Here is a 22884-nt window from a genome sequence, read left to right on the forward strand (position 1 = left end):
GATTTACGGTATTAGTTCGGATCTGAGCTGCCGGTAAATTTGTATGATAAAAATCAAGACAATTATTTTTTAACCTCAATTCGGAGATAGAAACTTGATGTTAATTAATGTAATAACGTTTACGGAAGAATCACATAAAACCGTGCATTTTTAATTCAGGAAAACTAATAAAAAGAGTGACAAGCGTATTCTCTGGAGCGATGAATATCATCAGGAGATAAACAATGAATATCCAGAGTAACCTTTTTGCAAGCATCATGCTCGTTCTGTCAGTGTTCTCTTCAGCACAGTCCATCCCTCTTGCCCGAGCGTTTCATCCTGAGGTTCCCATTCACCACCCTGCCGTCGTCAACTGTTCCGATAGTGCAGAGTTACCCGATGAGAAAATCGTCTTGCCGGTATCCCAAGCATCACGAATGCATTCCTGAAACACATCTTCTTGAAGATGGGATCTGGTGCAGAAATTGCAGGCACCTCTCCCCGGTTTTGTCTTCTCAATTTTTATAGCTCGCTACGACTCAACGGCCGTTATTTAGATATGAGGCAAGGTATTTCTTAAGATTCAACCAAGCGTTAAAGAGCGGACAAAATCGATCAGTTCCTTGCTTTTCCTGAATTTCGGCCAGCAAAGCGTCTAAACTATTCATGGGGAAAGGATGTCGCCGGGCAAGGTGAGAGGCAATCGATGGTGGTTTTGTGGTACATGACACAACATTCAATGAATCACATATAATACCCGAAAATTGGCACTTCCATTACTAAACAACCTTACTCAGAATTATAATTTATTACCCCACAAAAAAATAATTCTTCATAAGCATCGGGTCGTCGAATACTGACGTAATTATAGAAATCAAATCAGAAACATCGCAAATTTAAAAACCACAGAACCAGCCCTGCCATTAAAGCAAAGCTGATTTCGATAAATTAACTTCGCTTTCTAATTTTACCTTCAAGCTCAGTAAGAAATTCAAGGAATAAATTTAAATCACCTTCCACTTCATCAATTGTAGGATTAGGGCCTCCAACTGCTGCAGCACTGTCATGCCCTATGAAATAAGTACTACATTTAGACATGGCATCGTCCACTCTATCTATATCAGTTTGACAAATGTCCATAAGTTTAGATAACCGCTGCGTGGCAATGCCGCGTTCAAAACGTGTAACAACCTTGTTAAGTAATTTCTCCTCTACTAATCTCTCCCACGCCTCGCGCAAATAACTGTAAAACTGATAGCAAGAATTACGAAACTCAGATGTTGTAGTTGTATCACTTTTCTCAAGCCTCTTTAATTCTTGCAACTTAACTTTTAGTACGCCGTATCTAGCGCGCGTCGTCATTGCCTCCCAAGGGGCAGAATCTCTGACTATTCCTGCAAATTTACGTGAACGTTCTAATGCTATACTAGCATATACAGCATCTGTTTTTTCAGCAACCTCAAGTAATAATTTATAGAAAACGATGTTATGAGTTAGCACTACAACCTGACGATTCTTCGACTCTAATACCAATCTCTGAGCCACCCGTCCACTCCATTCATGACTAAGGGAGTTGACTGGATCATCAAATATTACGGCCGATTTTCTCGAATCAGCTTTCATTTCTGCTAAGAAACTAGCGATTGCAATACAACGTTGCTCCCCCTCACTAGCAACGCCCAGAGCACCAATAACATTATCACTTTCATCAGCCAATGATAATTTAAATTGTTGGGCACCAGATCTATTCCGGGACTCAACTTTAACTCTAAAGCGTTCAAATCCAAAACTTTTCAATTCATTATCAAATGCAGAAACAAGTGGCTGTACTACTCCATGCCGATAGATGCCCGATGACAAATTTGAAATAGATGTGGTTCCACACTGAGATTGAATGGCTTCAAGTTTCTTTATTATTTTATGTCTTCTCAAATTAGAAACAATATTATCATGATGGCTAGTAAAATACTTCATATCTTCAAGATGTGTTAAGCCTGCCTCTTTTTTTGAAATAAATTCCAAAAGTTCTTCATCGGATCTAACTGATAACAAACTCGCATTAATACCTTCAATAATTTTTTTTAGGCTTTCAAAGTAATCAAAATTCAAAGGGAGAATGGGTAGGTTTAGAACACCTGTTAGTATCGCTCTTCTACTCTCGAACTTCGAAACCAAATCAATAATTTCATTACCTATGGATTCGTATTCATTGTTCAATAGAGAAATAGCTGCTGGATAAGGCGATAGATCTAATGAAAGAGAATTTAAAGATTTTATCGCATTATCATAGTCGTCCGTTGCAGATTTCGCATCTTGAGCAGTTTGATCCTTTAAATATCTTGAAAGCATATCCATTCTGCTTTCACTCTCCTTACCAACTTCTTGCAAACAAACAGGGCAATACTCACCTTCAATCAGCGGGAAATGTTGGTGTTTCACATCGTGTTCAATGAACAGTTGAGTTGCTTGCCATAATTTCTGCCAATTTAAACCTGCAATATTTTCCAAAGGTAAATTTATAAGTGTTGCCTTGCGAAGCTCTTCAGATAAACCCTCAGCGCTATCCTTTTTTAGTTTAAGCGTACTCAGCGCATCAACAGCTTTGTCGTCCAGTAGATTTATTGCCCTTTCGCAAAATGTCTTTAACGGTTCTATTACTGATTTTCTTTGCCGAAGATTATTTCTTAAGGCTTCTGCCGTCTGAGATTTATATCGTAGAATCTCTCTTTTAAGAGGTTCTATTTTTTCAATTTCTTGCGGTGTTATACAATGATTTTTTATTTCAATTTCAGCTGTTTCGGCTGAAAGGTTACGCAAAAAGTTAGCTGTAACACTGGAAGAACTTAATCCTTCTAGTTTTACGAATCCATTACCAGGCATTAGGTCCTCTTCAATACGAGACTTAACGCTATTTATCGCACTTACAAGCTCTGCAAGTAAATTCAAGCCGATTGGTTTGAAACCAAGAGCATCCTCTTTATTAACATAATGACTTGCAGATGAACTATCAAATACCCTTATGGATTTTAATACTTCGATGCTAGGCGTATTTTTATTCCACGAGATAACCTCATCTTTACCATTAAGAGATACACCAATCTTAGCCTGAGGAGGAACCTGTTGCTTTGAGAATATATCCCCCATTATTTGCGGACAGTCCCCTCGGGTCAAGCATGTGTTTTTTAAAACACTTGAATAACTTGACTTTCCTGCACCGTTATCACCATAAATAATAAACAACCCTTCATTAGGAAAGCTAATAGTCTGATTTTCTGCTAACAAACCAACACCCTTTATATCAGAAAGTGATTTTAATGAAACTTCATATTGCTCAGATGTATAGCCAGAAAAATCCAATTGCTTTGATGATTCCTCAAATATATCATCAGGCTCAAGAAGACCATGCTCCATATGTGCGACCTTCAATATTTCATTTAAATCATCTTGCCTTAGAGTTCCATGCATTAATGTTAACTTTAAAGCATGCCTCCACCAAACTGGTTTTTTTTTGGACCAATCAGCAATACTCTCGATAGGTGTCATACAAGTTCCTTTAGTAATCTAATTGAGTAACCAAGAGCCGTTCTAAGGTAGAAACTATAAAACAAATACCCATATTATTTAATGGTTTTTATCACAAAAAAATGACCCTGACCCAAAATCCTGCTCCATTCAGAAACAGAATTCCGGCATGATAATGACTCCCCTGTCGGCAGTCTGTCTAAAAGACTTGGCCAGAAAGTTATCGACATGTGGGCTTATACTACTCCCACACGAAGATTTCCGAATGGTCTACATCGTCAACTCGTAGATTGAATCGCTGTTTTACAGTTTGCAATGTCATAGGATCATTGAGAAGCTCATGATCAGGGTTTAGGCCGAGAGACGACATAAGTAAAGGTGCGAATCCTAGCTCGAAAGCTGGCAAGTAGCTCAAATCAAAGTCCTCAGGCTTTAATGCTGACTCTGGAGTTTCAGTTTGACGTGAAATTTTGAGTAGTTCCTCAGAAACTTCGGGGGTGATCTTAACATTAATTTTTTCGGCACCTCTGACGTTCATAGCCAACCCGCTTGCTATGCAGAGTAAGTACCAATCCTTCATTCCATCAAAACGCAAGCTCTTAAAAAAGTTAGTAGCGAGTGCGTCAGTTAATAAGTTGCGCACTGTGTACTGAACATTTGGAATTGCAGCTTTGTATCTGTCTGAAATAATTGTCAGTTGCTTATTTCTGTCATAGATTGGCGCGATCCCGGAAAATTCAGGTAGGCAGCAGAATTCAGAACTTATGCCAGTGAATTCGAACGGTGTTTTGGAGCTAAGTTTGATCTTGTCAACAAAAGTACCTTTTGGTGTGAATTCCGATAATACTTCCTCATAGGATCGGAAGCTGAAGCCGATCTCCATAAAAGTTTTCCCCCAAGTGGTGGAATGCGACATAAAATCCCGAGTATTAAACAATGAGAACTTGCCAATTATTTGTACTAAAATTGTACTAAACCGATTTAGATTCAACTTAGATTTTGGTTTTTCTATGGGAAGATCAATCGTTAGACTCCATTCTCTGCCATCGAATTCAGCCTCTCCGATACTTCCGGTTTCATTTGAATTGGCTATTGAAAGCGCTAAGTTCAGATTCGTGGGTATCAGAACAAGATCAGCTTTTTCAATCGAAATTGCAGATAGCGCAATTTGGAGCTGTGACATGAACTCCTCAGCAGCCACAGTGGTCACGTAGTCATTTTTGAACGTGCATCTCCAATTTATTCCTAAAGCAGCCCAGCGAACATCCCGAGTATCTGCCAAGTCCCCCCATGGTCGATCAACGAGCATTACACTTATATCCGACGTTATATCCTCTATTGATCCGTTATTCCAAAACCCTAGACCGCTACTAATTGCGAATAAATCGCCAAAAACTTCAGTAGGCCATTCAGAAAAACCAGGCTCAAGGTTTTCGTAATGCTCCGGTGATTTTCTCTTAAGAAGACCGAGGAGCCCACAGATATGTCCAATATTTTCAGCTATTGGGCTGGAAGGCTTCACACTACCATGCAACAGCTCCGCCGCTCGTGATAGATAGGCGTAATGGGCAAATCCAACGAAATTTCCACTGCTATATACTATCTCTGAAACTGATAACAAAGCATGAGGGAGGCATTGGCCCAATTCTTTTTTGGAGGGATTCGTAGACATCCAGGCGGCGGAAAGTGCGTAGTATTTTGCAGCATAGCAAAGACCTAAGGAGAGAAAAATTTCAGCCATCTTCAGCACAACTCGGATTAACGCGAGCTCATCGCCACCATTATAAAATAGCTTTCTAGCACGCTGGTATTCTTTAAGTGCACCAAGCATATCCTTTTTATTTTCATACTTATCCCCACGTTCTTCAGCATTTCCTCCCGCCTCTTTCGAACCCGAACGTTTCGCTATCAATTCATCTAGGCGAGGGGCAATTTCAGCAAGCTCTGGAGGGTGTTCAAGTAAATCAAGAATATATTCATAATATGCATTAAATTCTTGAGTGGGGAAGAACTTTGTTTTTTCTGCCTCGTCAAGCATTCTATCCCAGTAGCCTGCGACGGTTTCGAGATGCGCTTTTCCTTCCTTGAATATTGATAAATGTAAAATGCCTTGTAGTCGAAGTAGGTCAGCGCGGCGACCTGGGCCTAGCGCATCAATGGTACCAGTCTCGAAGATTGAAACTAGCCGTTCTTGGATCTTAGGTAAACCAGGTGCTGTGACAGGATAAAGCTTCGCGTCATTGGCCCCTATTAGGTAATTTCTAAGATTTACTGCATCCACTAGGTCACCTATTCCTAAGTGGTCTTCTAGATCTGAAAAGTAATCGAGAACTATTGTTTCGAGGTCATCAAATGAGGCCATCCCTCTGATCGAGGCTACAATTATTTCATAGCTCGCCCACCTATGAAGCTCACGTAGTGAATATTCCTCTCGATAGACCTGAAGTTTTTCGATCCACATTTTTAAATCAGGACGAGCGGCCTCATGGAATGTTGAGCGTCTTACGCCAAATTTCAGCTCGAAGAAATCCGAGTAACTGAATGGTAAAGGCTGCTTGTCTTTCCAATTTGCCACGAGCTCCTGATACCAGTCAGGGCTTTCATCTGATGCAGGCATTAAGTCAGAGGGTATCTGAAGATAGCTCTGTGCAATCCAGAAGGTATCACGATCGGATAACAATTCGGCAATTGCCGTTCCGTCAAATATTTGCAGGTCGATCCCCAAAGACTCTGCATCTTTCTGTAGTACGTGTCTCTTTGCAACTGGAAGATTTTCCTCGCAAAAGAACACCATGGCTTTATATTTATCAATAGCCCTCACCCTTTTGATTTCTTTTCTTATTTTAGGTGTGATTGTTTTTTGGAGCGAACATGCAAAGGCAATTTCTCGTTGTCCAGATGCTAATCTTTGAAATGTGCTGTCAGGCGTTAAAGGGATATCGTTATAAGTTTTGAAGGTTTCAAAATCACGACCGCCATCACCACCGGCGCTTACAGGTCCGGTAGCCGGCAAAATATTGCTACATATGCGAACTCTTGCCAAATGCCTAGTGAGGTGCTCAAATTCATGATGGGCATTTTGAGCACCTAATTCTGAAAGCTGATATCGAATATATCTAGTTAACTCAAGAGGGTTTGTCATAATCGTCTCAAATGTGGTTTAAATCTTAATCTGTCTATGGATTACTGTTGCATCTGTCCTGCAATAGTCCAACGGTCTGAGTCAAGAAATTACTCAAACTGTTTGAAAGAGGCTACAACGCTCTTAAACAAGTCAGACAAATTGTAAGCGCACCAATTTTAGTTGCACGAACTTTCTTAGGATTCTCGGGTTCTCAGCCATCAGTTGATTCTCTTTCAGTACTTGGTCATTCTGAAATCCACAAGAGCGTTTCGCTGTTATATTCATCCAGATCTCCAGGATTTCAAGTGCTTCATTCAGCGTACTAAACTGATAAAAATCCGTTTTTTCTGCCCGATACGGCAGACTGAGCTGTCGATAATTACATTTAGTGTCGTTTTGCCCGCTTAATGCATTTCAACATAATGCCATGTGCTTCAGCCCAGAGTGCCAACGTCAGGGAGACTAGCTAATGGCTACTATCCATCCGCATCGTTCCGACACGTAAGAGCGCAGAATGCGTGCCATTTACCCTTGTGGGACGGGTTGTGTTGGGAAACGGTTAACCGGAACCAGATACGGGAACGGAAATCACGCGGGAGAAAAAACTGACACTGCATACCCGGACTTAGCGCCCCTTGCTCCGCAGGGGTGAAACAGTGTGGTAGTGTTGAGCCGGAGACTTGCACTGACAGGAACTTCTAGTAGGTGTTAGCATGCTATACGGCAGGATCGTCTACCGGGGTGGGGTCAGTCCAACTATATGGCAGGATCGTCTACCGGGGCGGGGTCAGTCCAAACATCATTTTTGCCTCCAATTGATCTTAACAATTGTAATTTAGGCATTATGACAATAATTTTGATTTGACACAGCTTTTGTAAATAAAAATAACTAACATTATTGTTAAAAGGAGATAACGATGGGCCTATACCCCCGAAGGGTCAGACTGGCGTAAATGGGATTTGCATGTTCATATCCCAGCCTCCGCCCTTGAATATCACTATAATAATGATTGATAAGTACATCCTACCAATATTTAAATTCTTGGTTTTGAGATTACCATCATAGGAATAACTGATGACTACACAATAACAGGTTATGAGTTGCTAAGAACGCGTAAGGATTAATATTGGATAGATAATATTACTGAGAGACTTCCAAATATTGATTTCTCGCATTACACCTCAAACTGACATTAAACATTCAAGGCACAAACTCTGTCTCATCGAATATACACGCACTTTACATATGCAACTTTTTAAAGCAAATAATTTCATTTGCTTTAAAACACTCATGATTGATATAATAATGTCTTAAATGCAATAAACCATAATGGATTGGAGTTAATATGTACATAGCGATAGATGGAGATGATGTGGGAAGAAAAATTACCTCATCATACTTATCAAATTCAGAAGAGAAATTAGCATGCATTAGCAACAAATTAAATGAAACAACAAAAAAAATATCCAACATGCTATTAGTCAATCGATTTGAGATAATTTTCCAAGCCGCAGATGGTGTTACAGCAAAAACAGACGATGATGTCGATGTCGACCTTAACATTGTATTTGATAAAATAAAATCCTACTCTTTTGACGGGATTACATTTTCGGCGGGTGTGGGAGCGAGTCTAAGAGAAGCCTATGTTGCATTATTAAATTCTAAAAGCAACGGTAAGAATATGATTTCCATTTACAAAGACATATAATGGTGCGAAATGTTTAGGATAATAAGGTTTGACTGGTTGTTAAAAACGGTATCACTAATCTCTTTATTTGTCACAATACTTTCATTTTGGATCTTTAAGGCCCTTCTCTCATCCGACTTAAGCTTGCTCAAATTGCTATCAATATCATCATTTGCATCCATTATCATTAACTTTTTTCTTCTCTCACCAAAAACATCAAGAATAATATGGAGAATAATAAAAATTCTCAAAAAGGATATCTATCCTGATTTAAATGGAATTTGGGTTGGACATATAATTACAGAGACAAATCATGAGTTTGAAGTTCGTGCAAAAATAAAGCAAGCGCTCCTTGTAACAAGGATAGAAATGCACGGCCCCACAGTAAAATCTGTCACTTTAGAAGCGACACCGACCAAGGAGCTGGATAATAACAAATTGTATTATGTATACAAGTCAACCCCTAAAAACCCTAGTTGGAGCGAGTATATTGGCTCGACAATATTCGACGTAATTGAAAGTAGCAATGCCCTTCAACTTTCTGGTCGTTATTATACAGATAGGAAATCCGTGGGGAGAATATCGATTAAAAGAATATCACTGAACACTGACTCTGATATATCTTTTTATTAGCCACAAGAACACTTGAATTACTACGACTCAAGCATTAATTGTTCTTTTAACATAGAAGACTAATTCGCGCTGCTGAGATGTTAATTATTGATAATTCCCTTTCAGCAGTCACTTTTCTTAGTTCAATACTACCCTCGAACATTCCATAAGCTATATCAAGGTCTTATCATAACTGATTGCTATGAAATACACCACTTGTAAGAATTTTCAAGGGAATTTTGATAGGTGTTTTTTCGATACTTCAATTAAGCATCCAAACAATGGCCTCACATTAAATTTTTTAACACTCTAACCATACTCTTAAAAAAGATTAACATCTGAAAGAGATTAACATTCATCAACTTTATCTATTTTTTTCTTTTATACTTTTAATGTCATTCCCGTTTTTTAAACCTAGCCATTCGCCTTTTCTACCTACAATAAGCAAGACCATTGGTTCTGTTGCTATCAGACCGGTCAGCCATGATTTTATGTCTGTATACGACGGTTGAGGAAAATCCTCGGGATGTGTATGCCATTCGCCTAAATAAACAAGAAAGCCATCTGACTGTTTGAACAATTCGTATACTTTCTGCTGATGGTGATCACCCTTTCTTTCAAATCGGTTACGTGACCTGATGTCACCAGGACCAGGTACTGAAATGTCAGTGACTACAATGTGCTGTCCACGGCGTTCTCCGATTAAAACTCCTCCGGCCTCGGTACTGCCATAATACATTTGACGATAGGATTGGAGCAGTCGAACAACTTCACTCATGACCACTACATGGTGGTCACATTCGTCGATAAATACCAATTCATTTATGTTCATTACAGACAGAACAGTTAGGTTGATGTGGCAAAAATTGAGGTCTGAGCGAACGCCCGCCTTCAAGGACATGTTCATTGTAAGTCCACTTTAACTCTGGCTCGAGAGTACTTAACACGGCCATCTGAGCCAGAGATGCCGTTACGTTACTAACTGCCGCATCATAAAGGGTGTAAGTGCTACCACAGCTTTTATTTTTCTCACTTGATATATTATTAAGAGCACTAAACCGCAAATCGGTTCCGTCACGGTATTTAGCGGGGTTAGAAACCATACACCCATAACAGCTTCGGCCATCATCAATAAAGACTTTTGATGCCCGGCCGTTACCATCATTGAACGCGTGAATAATAAATGGTCTTTGTTCCAAAGGAATTTTCCTCACCACCGCAGCGATGCGTTTTGATACCGGGGGACGTCCTGTCGCATCAATGATTATGTCGTACTTCTGCATTACATCTGTGCTGATACGGAATTGTTCATTGAATCCAACAATCTTTGTTTGCAGATGTAATGAATCCTGGAGTCTTGTCGCCAGTGAAAGGGATTTGTACGACCCAAAATCATGTGACGATAAGGTATGGCGACCAAAATTACTGGGTTTATAGATATCATTATCATAAAGATGTAGTAAACCTTTGCCACATCCAGCTCCGTTCCTGAGCAATAATTCAGCCAAATATCCACCAATTGTGCCACAGCCTATCAACGCTACGCGCTTTTCTGAGAGGCTTGCTGCACCTGCTCGTCGGGCATTTCGGCTGAGGAGCGTCGCAATATCAGCACGAATTACTCCCAGTCTTTGATATTCAGTACAAACATTTTTGCCACCTAACATCGTGGCTAGTTTTACTGTTGAGTTTTTAGCTGACTTCTTGTGTCTCCTGAAATCAACAGATTGCGTATTGAACTCAATATAGATAGCAAAGATGTCTTGGTTTAAAACATCAAAGAGAAAAATATACCTTTTCTTACCTTCAGCTTTGATGTGTTCAATGACTCTGTCTCTGGCATTGTGGTCTGATTTTTCAAGCCATTCCAGTAAGTCACGAAATGAAGCCGGTGGCCATTTCATCCCGGCAAGACGACTGGGGTTTACAGAAATGTAGTGTGTGTTGACAGAGATTTCTTTTAATGAATTCCGAGGGAAATACCGTTGCTTGAGCCATGTGGTAATAACGGCTTCCGAGTCCTCTGATGAGGATTCTTCAACCGTTATGTACTCCTGTCTGGTGGTTCCATCAGACAGGGTGGATTTCGCCAGACTGGTTTTAAGGCTGGTCCCCCGACTAGCGTTTGACAGAAGAAAGAGTGTCTCGCTGGGGTGCCAGTATGCGGCAAATTCCCCTTCCAGTTCTCTTTTATCATTTAGCCCTTTCGTGGCAGCGGATACCGAATTAATGAGGGTCAGTTGTATTTGCGCATCAACTTCTTTGTATGTCCCTTCCAGGTAGTTGGAATCCCAGTCTGCTTCCATCTGGTCAACGTAGCAGAGGAACCCTTCCAGGGCTACGTGGGGCATAAGGCAGTTTAGGAACTGCTCCGGTTGTTCAATAATAAAGGCTATCGGTAGTTCTGTGAAAGGGTCTGGGCGAATCACCAGAGCAACGTTAAAGTTACCGGCGTCAGTCACATACTCTTTCGTGTAATATCCTGCACCACGCTCCCTGCTGTGCAGAATAGCTTTTTCAGGGAGATTGCGGGCAAGCGTATAGCGATACCCGCAGCCTGTCATCACTTTATGGAGTTGCCCGTCCTCCATTAGCCACTTACCATTGTTTTGTTGATAGGCTTGAATACGGGATCTTTGGTCGGGGAATTGAGAAATGCAGGAGCAGCAGCAATTGATGTGATTAACGAAGCATTTGTCACGCGTTTCCCAAATGCTTCATTAATTTTACGTAACGCATCTTCTCTGCTTTCTGAACTCTCAGCATCAAGCAAAATCCCGTGTAAACTTTCCATGGTTTCAACGATGGTTCTCTGGTGTACGTTTTGATCACGCTCAGCAGGGAACAACAGCTTTGCGTCAGTATCGTCGGGGCTTTCCAGTCCGTGATTGAATTCCTCAGGCAGTAAACTGGCAACGAGTTTCATGGTCCCTGTAAGGTCGGCACCATTATGAGCCTTTCTGTCGAGGATATTTACAATCGCGGCCATCAGACTGATTGATGATGGACCTCCAACATCCCATTGAGCATCTCGCCAGGCTTTCATAAAGCGACAAATATACCGAAGGTGCCCGCCTATACGATTACAACTCTCGTTGAACCAGTCTTCTACAATTTTAGGGTCACTAATCGACCATCTTTTGGTCCCTTCACGTATCGCTAAATTCACTTTGTCCGACTCAACGACATATGATGCAAGGCCTGCCCGGTTTAAAGCTAGTGACTCAAACATTGAGTCAGATTTTATGAGGTGTGCAGAATCTGCTGCTGTTTGCTTTTCCTGGAATTTATCCTTAGGAATTGCATACATAGGTACGTCGATGTGTGTTTTCTCATGAGGGATTTTAATGCGGCCACAGGTATTCTTTTCTTCGAATGTCCATCCTGCGTTCTCAGCTTCTAACGATTTCAGTGACGTATCCACAAGCAGCAGCAGCAGAGTGTGCCCGATGCTGGGTTTCGATTCAAATACGGTCATTGGCATGTAGGTGCCATCATCGATATCCATTTCCTGCCCTGGATGAAAAGGCCTGTTCAAGGTATCGTACTGAAAACTCCCCTGCGTAGCAAAACGAGGCTGGTATTTGATGAAGTCATCGCGGGCCACATCTTCCATTTCAAAAATAAGTCGCGCGAGATCGGCGCGGTCTGCGGGAGAAAGGTAACGAACATTCGTTTTCTCAAGCTTCAATCTGACATTCTCAAGGGTCAGTGCTTGCCTTCTTACATCAGTAGCGACTTCTCGGGCTTCCTTAAACACATCCCTTGTTCTCTCACGAACTGTCTGCCGAAGCGCTCTCAGTGTATTGGATTCAGTTTTACTCAGTTTGAGCTTACTGATTAAGCCATCCACATTGTGGCTATAGTAATTGTTAAAATCCCAATGCATCAGAGTGTCTCCTGCACGATTGTGCGCTTAAAGGGTTTTGCAGGTGTGGTGAAAAAGGTTTTAAGCTTCTGTAGTTGGGCGAACTGTACATTAGCGAGCTGTTTTCCCCTTGCACTCAGATTTTCCATAGAACTCTTCGTGGCATTATCAAGAGTGATATCGCTGGCTGCTTCATTAGGTATCACTTCATCCAGATTGGTATAGTTATCGAACGCTTCGTAGAGTGTAAGCTCACGCAGGAGCATGCTTTTATGAAGGTGTTGATTAGCCGTCATAGTTGTAAGAACCAGTCGTTTACCTGCACCCCACAGACGGCAGTATCCATTCCACCATTTTTTGCTAAGCAACTTCGGACTGAGTGAATACTCTTCACCGACTGTACCGATGTTGAGTATGTGTATATCTTTATGAGTAACATCAGGAAAATCAGACTTCATGTCCCTGAAAACTTCCAGCAGACCGATATAGCTGGGGTTATTAGCAACCAAACCACCATCCGCAAAATAAGTGCGAAGATCTTCACAATAATGTGGGGCAAAGTATGTTGGTGCGGCCGAGGTTGCTAGCGCAGCATCAATCAGTTTAAGCCCCCCATCGCGCGTAAAATCAGGGTTGTGCGGTGTCTTGAAAAACTGAGGTTTTCCTGTTGAGAGATTCACAGCTGGAATCATTACTCTCCGGGTCAGGTCATTAAACGTGGTTTCACCGCCGATCATCGTTTCAACGGTTTCACGGAGAGGGGTGCTACTGTAAATAGGTGCAACAAGTGATTTAAAAAGATTGGTGATCCCCCATCTTGTTGGAAAAATGTCGTTCGCTTTATCGAAGAAAACACGTTCCAAATCGCGAGCACTCTTGCCTGTAGCGAGGCCTAGCGCAAGTATCCCGCCTATAGATGTCCCCGTGATGAGGTCAAAGTAGTCTCCAATTTTGACTTCACAGCCAGGCTGCCTGAGGGCAATTATCCTCTCTATCTCAGCAAGCACACTGATTGTAAACATCCCCCTAGCCCCACCACCATTCAGGCTCAGTATACGTACACCGTATTCATTGACTGCATTCAATTCAGACATTTCCCTTTCCATCACCTGAAAATATACCTATAAGATGTGTCTGTTTTTTATCTTTTCAATGTACAAATAATCAGTGCTTTTGCAAAAAGTTGAAAGTTCTTCTTTTTAAAAAAATTCATTCATTAAGACTGGTTATCTTAAAATTATTGAATTTAAATCCCAATAAAAGCAGGTGTTAAACTTAAATGAAGAATCTGTCTATGACGTATGCGTAGCTATCTTTTCGCCTGCCCTCCATACCCCTCTGTATTTTCGATAAAAAAGACATATATTTTGAATATATGTTCAATCCGATGTTGATATGGTCATTAATTTGCGCAGAGAAACCAACTCGATAAACGACTGGCTAGGAGCTACTGTATGGTCTGTTGCATTTCAGCACTTGGTGGTCATTCCGGCGGTCTTGACATAAATGAAATTCAGGTTTAGCTTACTTATTAGCCACTTGCTGGCAAAGGCGATCCCAGTCAGAGGAGCCAAATTTAGAGAAGCCCGCTTCAGGAAACTGAAGCGGGCTTTTTGGTTTTGGTGGTTTCTGCAAAGGCGGCTAAGAGCGAGGTGCGGAAGTTCACAACTTTCTCAAATCAAATCAAAAAACTGTTCGCATTTCTGTTTGTAAATCTATGGGGAGCAAGTCAATTGCTGAAAATGTCCTAACTCAGACACTGGTGCATACACTCAATAAAGGATTTCATTGCTGGGCTGACCGTTCTTCCTGCATGGTGGGCGCACAGTGCAGTTATTGACAATGGCGTTTTAGCAAAAGGGAGTTCTTTCAACTCACCTGTCTCCAGTTCTCGTAAGACACTAAAGCGTGGTAGAAATGAGATCCCCAGATTGCCTGCCACACAATTTTTAATGCTCTCAATACTCCAGAGTTCAATCGTATTCTCTAACGTGATCTTTCTTTCACGGAGAGTCGCTTCGAATATCTGCCTGAATACACATTGCGGTTCATTGATAATGAAGCTGACCGGAATATGCTGCTCACATTTAGTAAAATCGAAATTACTGAACTGAGGAGAAGCTACCAGCACCAGTTCCTGTTTCCCGAAATGCTCCATGTGTAACGCTTCATCATGACCAACTCGGTAAAAAACACCAAGATCCGTATTATCATTAATAAGTGAGTCTCTTATTGCATAACAGTTAACGGACTGAAGATACAGGCGAACTTTAGGTGCTTTTATCCTGAATAACCTGAGAACATCGGGCATCTTGTAGGCAAGTAAGGTTTCTCCGACCATCACCCTCAACTCGCCGGTAACGTCTTCTTCACTGGAGGCTAACTGACGTATCCCCTCCAGTACGCGCGTCAGTTCACGAACTCTAGGAAGCAGTAGTTTCCCTGCGGGCGTCAGCGCCATTCGGCGACCAACTTTTTCAAATACGGGGTATGAAAGTTCTTGTTCCAATTGTTGAATCTGAAAAGTGACGGTTGATTGTGTACAGCAAAGCTTTCGGGCGGCCTGAGCAAAAGAACCCTCTTCAACAACGGTTTTAAAAGTAATGAAACGACGCAGGTCCACCGTGCAACTCTCCATCTGAAAACATCGAAATTTTGAAACTCTGATATTCAAAACATTCGCTTTTTTGAATGCTTTGGCGTGGCTAATATGCTCTGGGAACAAGGAGAATACAAGTGACACCTACTATCATCAGTGGTTTTTTAACGTACACATTAATTACCGCGTTAACACCCGGACCGAACAACATTCTGGCTATTAGCTCGGTTAACCAATACGGTTTCCGAAGGAGTCTTCGTACATTGGCAGGGATGAGTACAGGGTTTTTAGTGCTTATGCTGGCCTGCGGCTTATTCACCTATAGTTTGATCAGCATACTGCCGTCTGCTACTCGATGGTTAGTTTGGGCTGGGGCTGCATATATCCTCTGGCTCGCATGGAAAATTGCGAATAGTTCACCTGCCACTTCAGATCATGCAACCAAACCTCTGAGTTTCTGGTTAAGTTTCTGGCTTCAGTTTGCCAACGTGAAAATTATTCTTTATGGAATTACGGCCCTTTCTGCATTCGTGTTGCCTTATACGCAGAGCGTTATATGGGTTACTGCCGTAAGCATCCTGCTTGCCATCATAGGGTGCTTAGGGAATCTGGTCTGGGCTCTTGCTGGTCATATGTTCCAGTCACTGTTTCGCAAGCATGGCCGGTTAGTTAATCGCATCCTGGCTCTTTTGCTCGTGTATTGTTCTATCAGAATGTTTTTCTGATAACGTTTAGGGAACATATCGTTTTGTGACTACCTGCAATGGGCTAAGCATAATTGCGGGTAACGTCCGCTCCTGGCACGCTGCAGCCCTCAAGAACTAGTCTTGCTATCAAGAAAAATATTTAGTCAGTTGCTGGCAAAGGCGAGTCCAGTCAGAGGAGCCAAAAATTAGAGACGCCCGCTTAAGGAAACTTAAGCGGGCGTTTTGCTTTTGGGGATGTTGCGAGATTAGGGAATTATCCCATGTGAAGAGTTTGTGCTTAACGTAGAGTGGCATCCACTTAGCGAAAAAACTTTACCGGATGGATTTACGCAATCGTTCGGTTCCGGGATCACAAACTTCAGAGCTAAAGCAATTCAGATAGTTACAGAAAATAGCCTGGCGCAGAGTGTTTTCGTTTTCAGAAAGAACACCAAATACATTGCAAAGGATGCTAACCATGTCATTGCGCACTTCACTATGCTTACTGTCCCTCCCCCTGTTTACTGGTTGCCAATATTTCCCTCATACAACTTACTTTAATGCGCCTGATAATGAGCCAAACCCCGCATGGGTTCGTATCGTTAACAACACGCAACATGCTGCTATCTATCAATATGAAAATGGTGTCCGCTCAGGGGGCGTCGTCCGGTCAGGTCCCCTGCCATTCATCAACACACAGGATATGGGCATGCCCAAAGCAGGGCAAGATTTGACCTTCGACTACTATGAAACACGCGTCCGGCCTGATATCAAAACGGAGGTGGCGATGATGTGGGAGGGGCCACGCACGAAGTCTTGCTACATTACAATCCAGTTCATCCCAAAAGCAGGGCACTATTATCAGTTTATGCTCAATGAAGGCTCAGGAGATTTATGTACCTCTGCCGCGTCTCTGATCGAACGCGACAAAGACGGCACCGCATGGCATCTCACTCCCAATCCTGACGTGACTTACAAATACAATGGACCTGCTGCAAAAAAACGGTTCAATAACTCCAGCTTCGAAGATCCTAACTTCCACCCGAATCCTGAGCTATACCCCGGCACAGCACTGTAATTTATCATGAGCAAGTTATACCTTGTCTCAGGCAATTTGGCATTGCCCAGGCAGATGAACATATCGGCAGGCTAACTACAGAAGATGCCGTTATGTTGCACTCTGGCTATGGGAGAGAAGCAGGCATAGTTTGCCACACGATTCAGGTTATTGTGCCACAATGATTAATCTCAGAACTGGATTGGAGTGTCGTTGATAATGAGAAGCTGGTCAGGTTCATACGGCCCGTTAACACGGGAATATGAGTTCTTTATACAGGATAGCCGCCTCTATACCGCGAGCGGCATATAATAATGCCTTTTTGCTTAAGTTATTATTTTAACAAAGAGAAATAAAAACATGGAAAAGCCTGAATATAAACAATTAGGAACCCCACAAGATTTAGCCTCTATACTTGCTAAATATATGCTTGCTGATGAGTACAAATTTCGTCAAAACTCAGTCGATGTTAAGTCAAAAACTATTACTGTTGGGTTAGTGATTAAAACAAAAATTGATAAAGGAAATTTGTATCCTTCCAATTTATCTTTTCAAGCGCTTAATGATTTATTTCCAGATTTTCGCATGGTAACATATGGTGATGATAATCTGGGGAAAGGTTTTGGGGAGTTTCCAACTGAAAGGGAATATAACTTACCGGATAAACAAGCTGAAGCCTCACCTCCTGGCCTGCAAGGTGCTTTCATGAAAAAGCTCTTTCTCTGGCAGATGTCTGAATGTGTTTGTAAATATTTGGACCCTATAAAAAAGAAAGAGATGAATAAGCAATTTAAAGACCCGAGAGAAAGAAAGGTATTAAACAAACTCATGAATACCATTAAGAACAAAACCAAAGGTGGAATTCTAAGTAAAAGAGACTTCAAAGAGTATAGATAATTATTTATACAAACATATAAAGAAGAAGGGCCTGGCTTACTTTTTAATTAACCGGCAACATTCGCTCTGCCACAAAGCAGATTGCCAGACATCTTCGGGGACACTGCCACTTCGTGCCGGCTCGTTCTGGCCCCCGCCTGCTTTAAGTAACCCTCCTCTGTTGGTGGTCGTTTATTGGCCCGTTATTGGCAAAAATGCACCCAGCCAGAGGAATCAAATTAACAACGCCCGCTTAAGGAAACTTAAGCCGGTGATTTGCGTTTCGTGGAGCCTGGAAGATAATGGCTCTCACCGATATTACAACAGTACGGCCAAAGGGAATATCTGATTTTCAGATGGTTATCATCCATTATTCAGGGTATCAAAAAAAACTGTGGGGTTTATATTATAAACGTTATTTTAAATAAGGTATTTACTATGAGCTTATCCACTAAAGTCTTTGTAAGTAGCGATTCTCATGATGGTTTTGGCGTCATTTCAACAATCATAATGGGAGAGAAAGAAGCGATGCTGGTCGATGCACAGTTTACCATTGCTAATGCCCACAGACTGGTTGCTGAATTAATTGAAACAAAAAGAAATCTCACTAAAATATTTATTACACATCTGCATCCTGATCATTTCTTAGGGCTTGAAGTGATCAAAGCAGTCTGGCCAGATGCTCAGGTTATCGCTTATAAAAAAGTGGCTGATGACGTAAATGATGCTTATGACTTCAAAATAAACTATTGGGGGAATACTGTTTTAAAAGAGAATGGCGCAAATATTAAATTTAACGTCACCATGATAGAAACCGACATCATTTATCTTGAAGGCGAAGAAATTAAAATCCTCGGCATGATGAGCGGGGATTGCATCACCATTGCGCCGTTATGGATCCCTTCATTGAAAACCCTTATTGCCTCTGATGTGGTATTCGATAATGCTCACGTCTGGATTGCTGACATGCGTAATGAAGAACGCCAGGCGCGCTGGATGCATGACCTCGATGTTCTGGAAGAACTCTGCCCTGACGTTGTGATACCGGGTCATGCTTCGCTCACCCCGTCATTAAGTCCTTCAGCGATCGGCTTCACACGCCAATATATTCATGACTTTAGAAAACAGATGGTTAAGACATCAAATAGCGAGGAACTTATCGCACAAATGGATCGAATCTATCCGAATCTCCCCGTGCGTATTTGTCTGGAATACAGCGCTAAGATTCTCAAAGATCATTACGTCTGGCCGGGTGACTGGCCTGTATCATTGAGGAACATGCCGGTCGAAATATAGCTGAATTTGAACTTTGTTTTTAATCATCACAGGTAAAGCGTCATTCTGATGTTTTACCTGATTTCATATCGGCCCGGTAATGAGCAGGCCAGTACAAATTGCTCCTGGACTTCATTTCAAATTTAAAGGTTTGCGTTCGGATCGAGCGGCTTCTTCGCGGCCTCAGATACCGGCTTACCCAAGGTTTGGTGGAACCAGCTTACGACCTTATCAATGACGGGTTGCTGGTACCTGACTGATTATTATGATTTTTGCTTCCCGCTGACGCTCCGCCGACAGAAAAGTATCATCCCCTCTTTATCGTCATAATTATCCCACGCGTCGGGAGCGATTCCCCTTACCCGAATATATGTTTATCACCATTGCGCATTAGACATCTAAACGTCCATAACTTAGGATCTAACCTCCTGGGATAACGATTTGATGTCACGAATGAAAATTAAAAATTTACCACTTGATCAGAATATCAACGGCTGGGCAGCACTGCGGGGCGATACGCCTCGTCATCCGGCGTTGCGGGGAAAAGTAACGGCCGACTGGCTGGTGATTGGCGCAGGGTTTGCCGGGCTGGCTTTTGCCCGCCGGATTGCTGAGCTTCGCCCGCATGAACACGTCGTCGTGCTCGAAGCACTGGATGTTGCCGATAATGCCTCGGCGCGAAACTCTGGTTTTGTCATTGATTTACCCCACACCGTCGGCAGCACATCGGCCGAGCTGGAACATGCCAATACTTACCGCCGCCTGTTGCAGTACGGGCTTCATCATCTGAAAGATACCGTTGACCAGTACGGAATCGAATGCGACTGGCTGAATTCGGGAAAATATCATTGCGCGGTGAGCGAGAAGTTTGACGGCGAAATTGCGCATTATCAGAAAGAGCTGACCACGCTCGGTGAAAGCTTCGAATATCTCGATAATGCGGCCCTGAAACGACGCCTGGGCACTGATTTTTACCGCAGCGCGGTGTATACGCCAAACTGTATTCTGGTCAATCCGGCGGCGCTGATCGGCGGTTTAGTGGCGACGTTGCCGCAGAACGTCACGGTTTATGCCAATTCCCCTGCGCTGAAAATCGAAACGCAGGGCACCATCCGCGCCGAAACGCCGCACGGCGAAGTCCACGCAAGGAAACTGATGCTGGCGATTAACGGTGCCGCACGCGGGTTGCCGTTGTTCAAAGGCAATGTATTTGCGATGTCGACGTTTGCCACCCTCACCGAGCCGCTGACAACCGGACAGCAGCGCCTCATCGGCGATATCTCTGCGTGGGGGTCAACACCGGTGAATGCGCTGGCAGGTGCCACGCTGCGCTATACAACTGACCACCGGTTTCTGATACGCGAGCACGTTAATTTTGCGCCGGGTCTGGTGACGGATGCGGTTGAAACGGGCCGTCACGCGCGCCGCCATCAGAAACTTTTTGCACGGATTTATCCGCAGTTGCAGGACGTCAATATGGCGTATACCTGGTCGGGTCTGATCAGCATTACGCGCAATGGCGCACCGGTATGGGGGAATTTGTCGGAAAACGTATATTCATCGGCAGGCTGTAACGGTTCAGGCAGTTCAAAACAAAGCGCGTTTGGCCGCTTACTGGCGGAACATGCGCTGGGTGAAGACAACCCGCTGCTTGCGGATATGGAAGCGGTCGGACGCGCCAACTATCTGCCGCCGCGTCCGTTCCTGGATGTGGGTGTAAAAAGCTTTATGGCCCGCGAGCGCTGGCGTTCACGCAGCGAGATGTAGAACCTGATGAAACCGGTCGCCCGTTGGTGGCCGGTTTTTTTAATGGCGTTTATCCACACGCGCCACGAGGCGGTCTCCCAGCCACTGAATGCCGCAGACGATGACAATCAGCACCACGATCACTTCCACCATCACCACGGTTTCAAAACGCTGGTAGCCATAACGAATCGCAAGATCACCCAGCCCGCCCGCACCGATGGCGCCCGCCATTGCTGAAGCCCCAATCAGCGCCACCAGCGTCACGATAAACCCGGACAAAATCCCCGGCAGCGCTTCGGGAATAAGCACATCCCAGACAATACGCAGTTTGCTTGCGCCCATTGCCCGCACCGCGTCAATCAGCCCGCGGTCAACATCGCGCAGCGACACCTCAGCCACACGGGCAAAATACGGCGTGGCGGTAATGGAAAGCGGAACGATAGCCGCCCACGTTCCCAGCGATGTACCCACCAGAAAACGGGTCACCGGGATCAGCGCCACCAGCAAAATAATGAACGGCAGCGAACGGAATCCATTGATAATCAACCCGAGCGAACGGTTAACCCAGTGATTTTCAGCAATACCCCCCGGGCTGCTCATCACCAGAATCAGCCCGAGCGGCAGGCCAGCAACCAGTGAAAACAAACCAGAAACCGCCGTCATCAGCAGAGTTTCTTCAACGGCGTTTAATAACAAATCAAGCATTACCGGAGACATAGCCTGTCAGCTCCACAGTGGCCTGGCGCTGTTGCAACCAGTGTAAAACAGCCTGCCCGGCATCGGCGTCAGCCACCGGTACCGAGAAGAAAAAGCGCACGATGGCATAATGCTGAATATGATCAACACCGCCCTGAATGAGCCGGAACTGGCCCGGGAGTTCAGCCGCCATCTGCGTGAGGATTTCACCCTGACTGTCCTGTCCGGCATACTGTACGCTGTAAATTGCCTGACCCTGACGCTCCGTCGTCAGCTTTTCGGCTAAAGCTTCCGGTAACTGCGGCAGCAACCCCTGCAACAATGTGCGGGTAAGTTGTGATTGCGGATGCGCAAAAACCTGCCAGACTGGCCCCTCTTCAATGATTTCACCGGCGTTAATCACCGCAACGCGATGTGCGATTTTTTTAATCACTTCCATCTCATGGGTAATCAGCAAAATCGTGATCCCCAGTTTCTGATTCAGTGACTGAAGAAGCGCAAGAATTGAGCGGGTCGTTTCCGGATCAAGCGCCGACGTGGCTTCGTCGCACAACAATAACGCCGGGCTGGCAGCCAGCGCACGGGCAATCCCGACACGCTGTTTTTGCCCGCCGGACAACGCCGCAGGATAACTTTTGGCTTTATCTTCCAGCCCGACCAGCGCCAGCAATTCCGCTACCCGCGCCTGGCGACGCGCCTTGTCGAAACCGGCAATTTTCAGCGGCAAAGCCACGTTCTGTTCAACAGTTTTGGCCGACAGCAAATTAAAATGCTGAAAAACCATTCCGACGCGGCTGCGTACTGACTGCCATTCTTTCTCACTCAGCCCGGTAATCGCGTGACCTTCGATTTCAATCACGCCCTCATCCGGTCGCTCCAGCCCGTTGAGACAGCGGATCAGGGTTGATTTCCCTGCCCCGCTGCGGCCAATAATCCCGAGAATCTCACCCCGTTTTACCGTTAATGACACGCTGTTCAGCGCCTGCGTAGCCCCGAAGCGGCGGCTGACGTGGTGCAACCGCACCACGTCTTCAACCGCCTGCACGCCAGTAAACCGGTCAGTTTTTATCGGTATACCCGCGCCGGTGTGGCGGGCATTATCCCTATCCGTAGATGTCGCGGTAAAATGTGCCCCGGTCTCAGTGATTACTGTCAT

At 43.8% G+C, this 22884-nt stretch carries 16 protein-coding genes; 7 read left to right on the forward strand and 9 right to left on the reverse strand.

The window, feature by feature from the left end:
* Positions 1-927: 927 nt before the first annotated feature.
* Both CWS43_RS10915 and CWS43_RS10920 read right to left on the reverse strand, forming a co-directional pair.
* Positions 928-3522: an AAA family ATPase gene (locus CWS43_RS10915; protein ID WP_101076979.1), complete on the reverse strand. Its 2595-nt coding sequence runs from the start codon at positions 3520-3522 to the stop codon at positions 928-930.
* A 220-nt stretch (positions 3523-3742) separates the two neighbouring features.
* A complete protein-coding gene (locus CWS43_RS10920; protein ID WP_157825382.1) occupies positions 3743-6643 on the reverse strand; it encodes a hypothetical protein in 2901 nt (966 codons plus the stop codon).
* A gap of 1328 nt (positions 6644-7971) precedes the next feature.
* Between CWS43_RS10920 and CWS43_RS10925 the strand changes: the two genes are divergently transcribed.
* On the forward strand, positions 7972-8334 hold the full coding sequence (locus tag CWS43_RS10925; protein WP_101076981.1) for a mCpol domain-containing protein: 363 nt from the start codon (positions 7972-7974) through the stop codon (positions 8332-8334).
* A gap of 9 nt (positions 8335-8343) precedes the next feature.
* On the forward strand, positions 8344-8946 hold the full coding sequence (locus CWS43_RS27755; RefSeq protein WP_157825383.1) for a hypothetical protein: 603 nt from the start codon (positions 8344-8346) through the stop codon (positions 8944-8946).
* 343 nt (positions 8947-9289) lie between these two features.
* Here the strand turns inward: CWS43_RS27755 and CWS43_RS10935 are convergent, their stop codons facing one another.
* From CWS43_RS10935 to CWS43_RS10955, 5 genes are all read right to left on the reverse strand, one after another.
* Positions 9290-9703, reverse strand: a complete 414-nt coding sequence (locus CWS43_RS10935; RefSeq protein ID WP_232776894.1) for a Mov34/MPN/PAD-1 family protein — start codon at positions 9701-9703, stop codon at positions 9290-9292.
* Positions 9704-9743: 40 nt separating this feature from the next.
* Positions 9744-11516, reverse strand: a complete 1773-nt coding sequence (locus tag CWS43_RS10940; protein ID WP_101076983.1) for an E2/UBC family protein — start codon at positions 11514-11516, stop codon at positions 9744-9746.
* Positions 11516-12814 carry a cyclic GMP-AMP synthase DncV-like nucleotidyltransferase gene (locus CWS43_RS10945; RefSeq protein WP_101076984.1) on the reverse strand — a complete coding sequence of 433 codons (1299 nt, stop codon included), beginning with the start codon at positions 12812-12814 and terminating at the stop codon, positions 11516-11518. The genes CWS43_RS10940 and CWS43_RS10945 overlap by 1 nt, the downstream gene beginning before the upstream one ends.
* Complete coding sequence (locus tag CWS43_RS10950) at positions 12814-13887, reverse strand: CBASS cGAMP-activated phospholipase (protein WP_101076985.1); 1074 nt, start codon at positions 13885-13887, stop codon at positions 12814-12816. The genes CWS43_RS10945 and CWS43_RS10950 overlap by 1 nt, the downstream gene beginning before the upstream one ends.
* A gap of 653 nt (positions 13888-14540) precedes the next feature.
* The gene (locus CWS43_RS10955) at positions 14541-15416 is read right to left on the reverse strand and encodes a LysR family transcriptional regulator (RefSeq protein WP_101076986.1); all 876 of its coding nucleotides are present in this window, start codon (positions 15414-15416) and stop codon (positions 14541-14543) included.
* A 113-nt stretch (positions 15417-15529) separates the two neighbouring features.
* Between CWS43_RS10955 and eamB the strand changes: the two genes are divergently transcribed.
* The 5 genes from eamB (at position 15530) to CWS43_RS10980 (ending at position 21053) form a co-directional block, all read left to right on the forward strand.
* On the forward strand, positions 15530-16117 hold the full coding sequence (eamB, locus tag CWS43_RS10960) for a cysteine/O-acetylserine transporter (protein WP_101076987.1): 588 nt from the start codon (positions 15530-15532) through the stop codon (positions 16115-16117).
* Positions 16118-16556: 439 nt separating this feature from the next.
* Positions 16557-17156, forward strand: a complete 600-nt coding sequence (locus CWS43_RS10965; protein ID WP_101076988.1) for a hypothetical protein — start codon at positions 16557-16559, stop codon at positions 17154-17156.
* A gap of 339 nt (positions 17157-17495) precedes the next feature.
* Positions 17496-18032 carry a hypothetical protein gene (locus tag CWS43_RS10970; protein WP_101076989.1) on the forward strand — a complete coding sequence of 179 codons (537 nt, stop codon included), beginning with the start codon at positions 17496-17498 and terminating at the stop codon, positions 18030-18032.
* 417 nt (positions 18033-18449) lie between these two features.
* Positions 18450-19307 (forward strand): MBL fold metallo-hydrolase, encoded by an 858-nt coding sequence (locus CWS43_RS10975; RefSeq protein ID WP_101076990.1) that lies wholly within the window; start codon positions 18450-18452, stop codon positions 19305-19307.
* Positions 19308-19739: 432 nt separating this feature from the next.
* Positions 19740-21053, forward strand: coding sequence for an FAD-binding oxidoreductase (locus CWS43_RS10980; protein WP_101076991.1), 1314 nt, complete (start codon positions 19740-19742; stop codon positions 21051-21053).
* Between the two features lie 39 nt (positions 21054-21092).
* Here CWS43_RS10980 and CWS43_RS10985 read toward each other — a convergent pair whose 3' ends face one another.
* Complete coding sequence (locus CWS43_RS10985) at positions 21093-21749, reverse strand: methionine ABC transporter permease (protein ID WP_101076992.1); 657 nt, start codon at positions 21747-21749, stop codon at positions 21093-21095.
* Positions 21730-22884: a methionine ABC transporter ATP-binding protein gene (locus tag CWS43_RS10990; protein WP_101076993.1), complete on the reverse strand. Its 1155-nt coding sequence runs from the start codon at positions 22882-22884 to the stop codon at positions 21730-21732. The genes CWS43_RS10985 and CWS43_RS10990 overlap by 20 nt, the downstream gene beginning before the upstream one ends.

The sequence above is a fragment of the Rahnella sp. AA genome, from assembly GCF_002834385.1.
Lineage (GTDB): Bacteria > Pseudomonadota > Gammaproteobacteria > Enterobacterales > Enterobacteriaceae > Rahnella.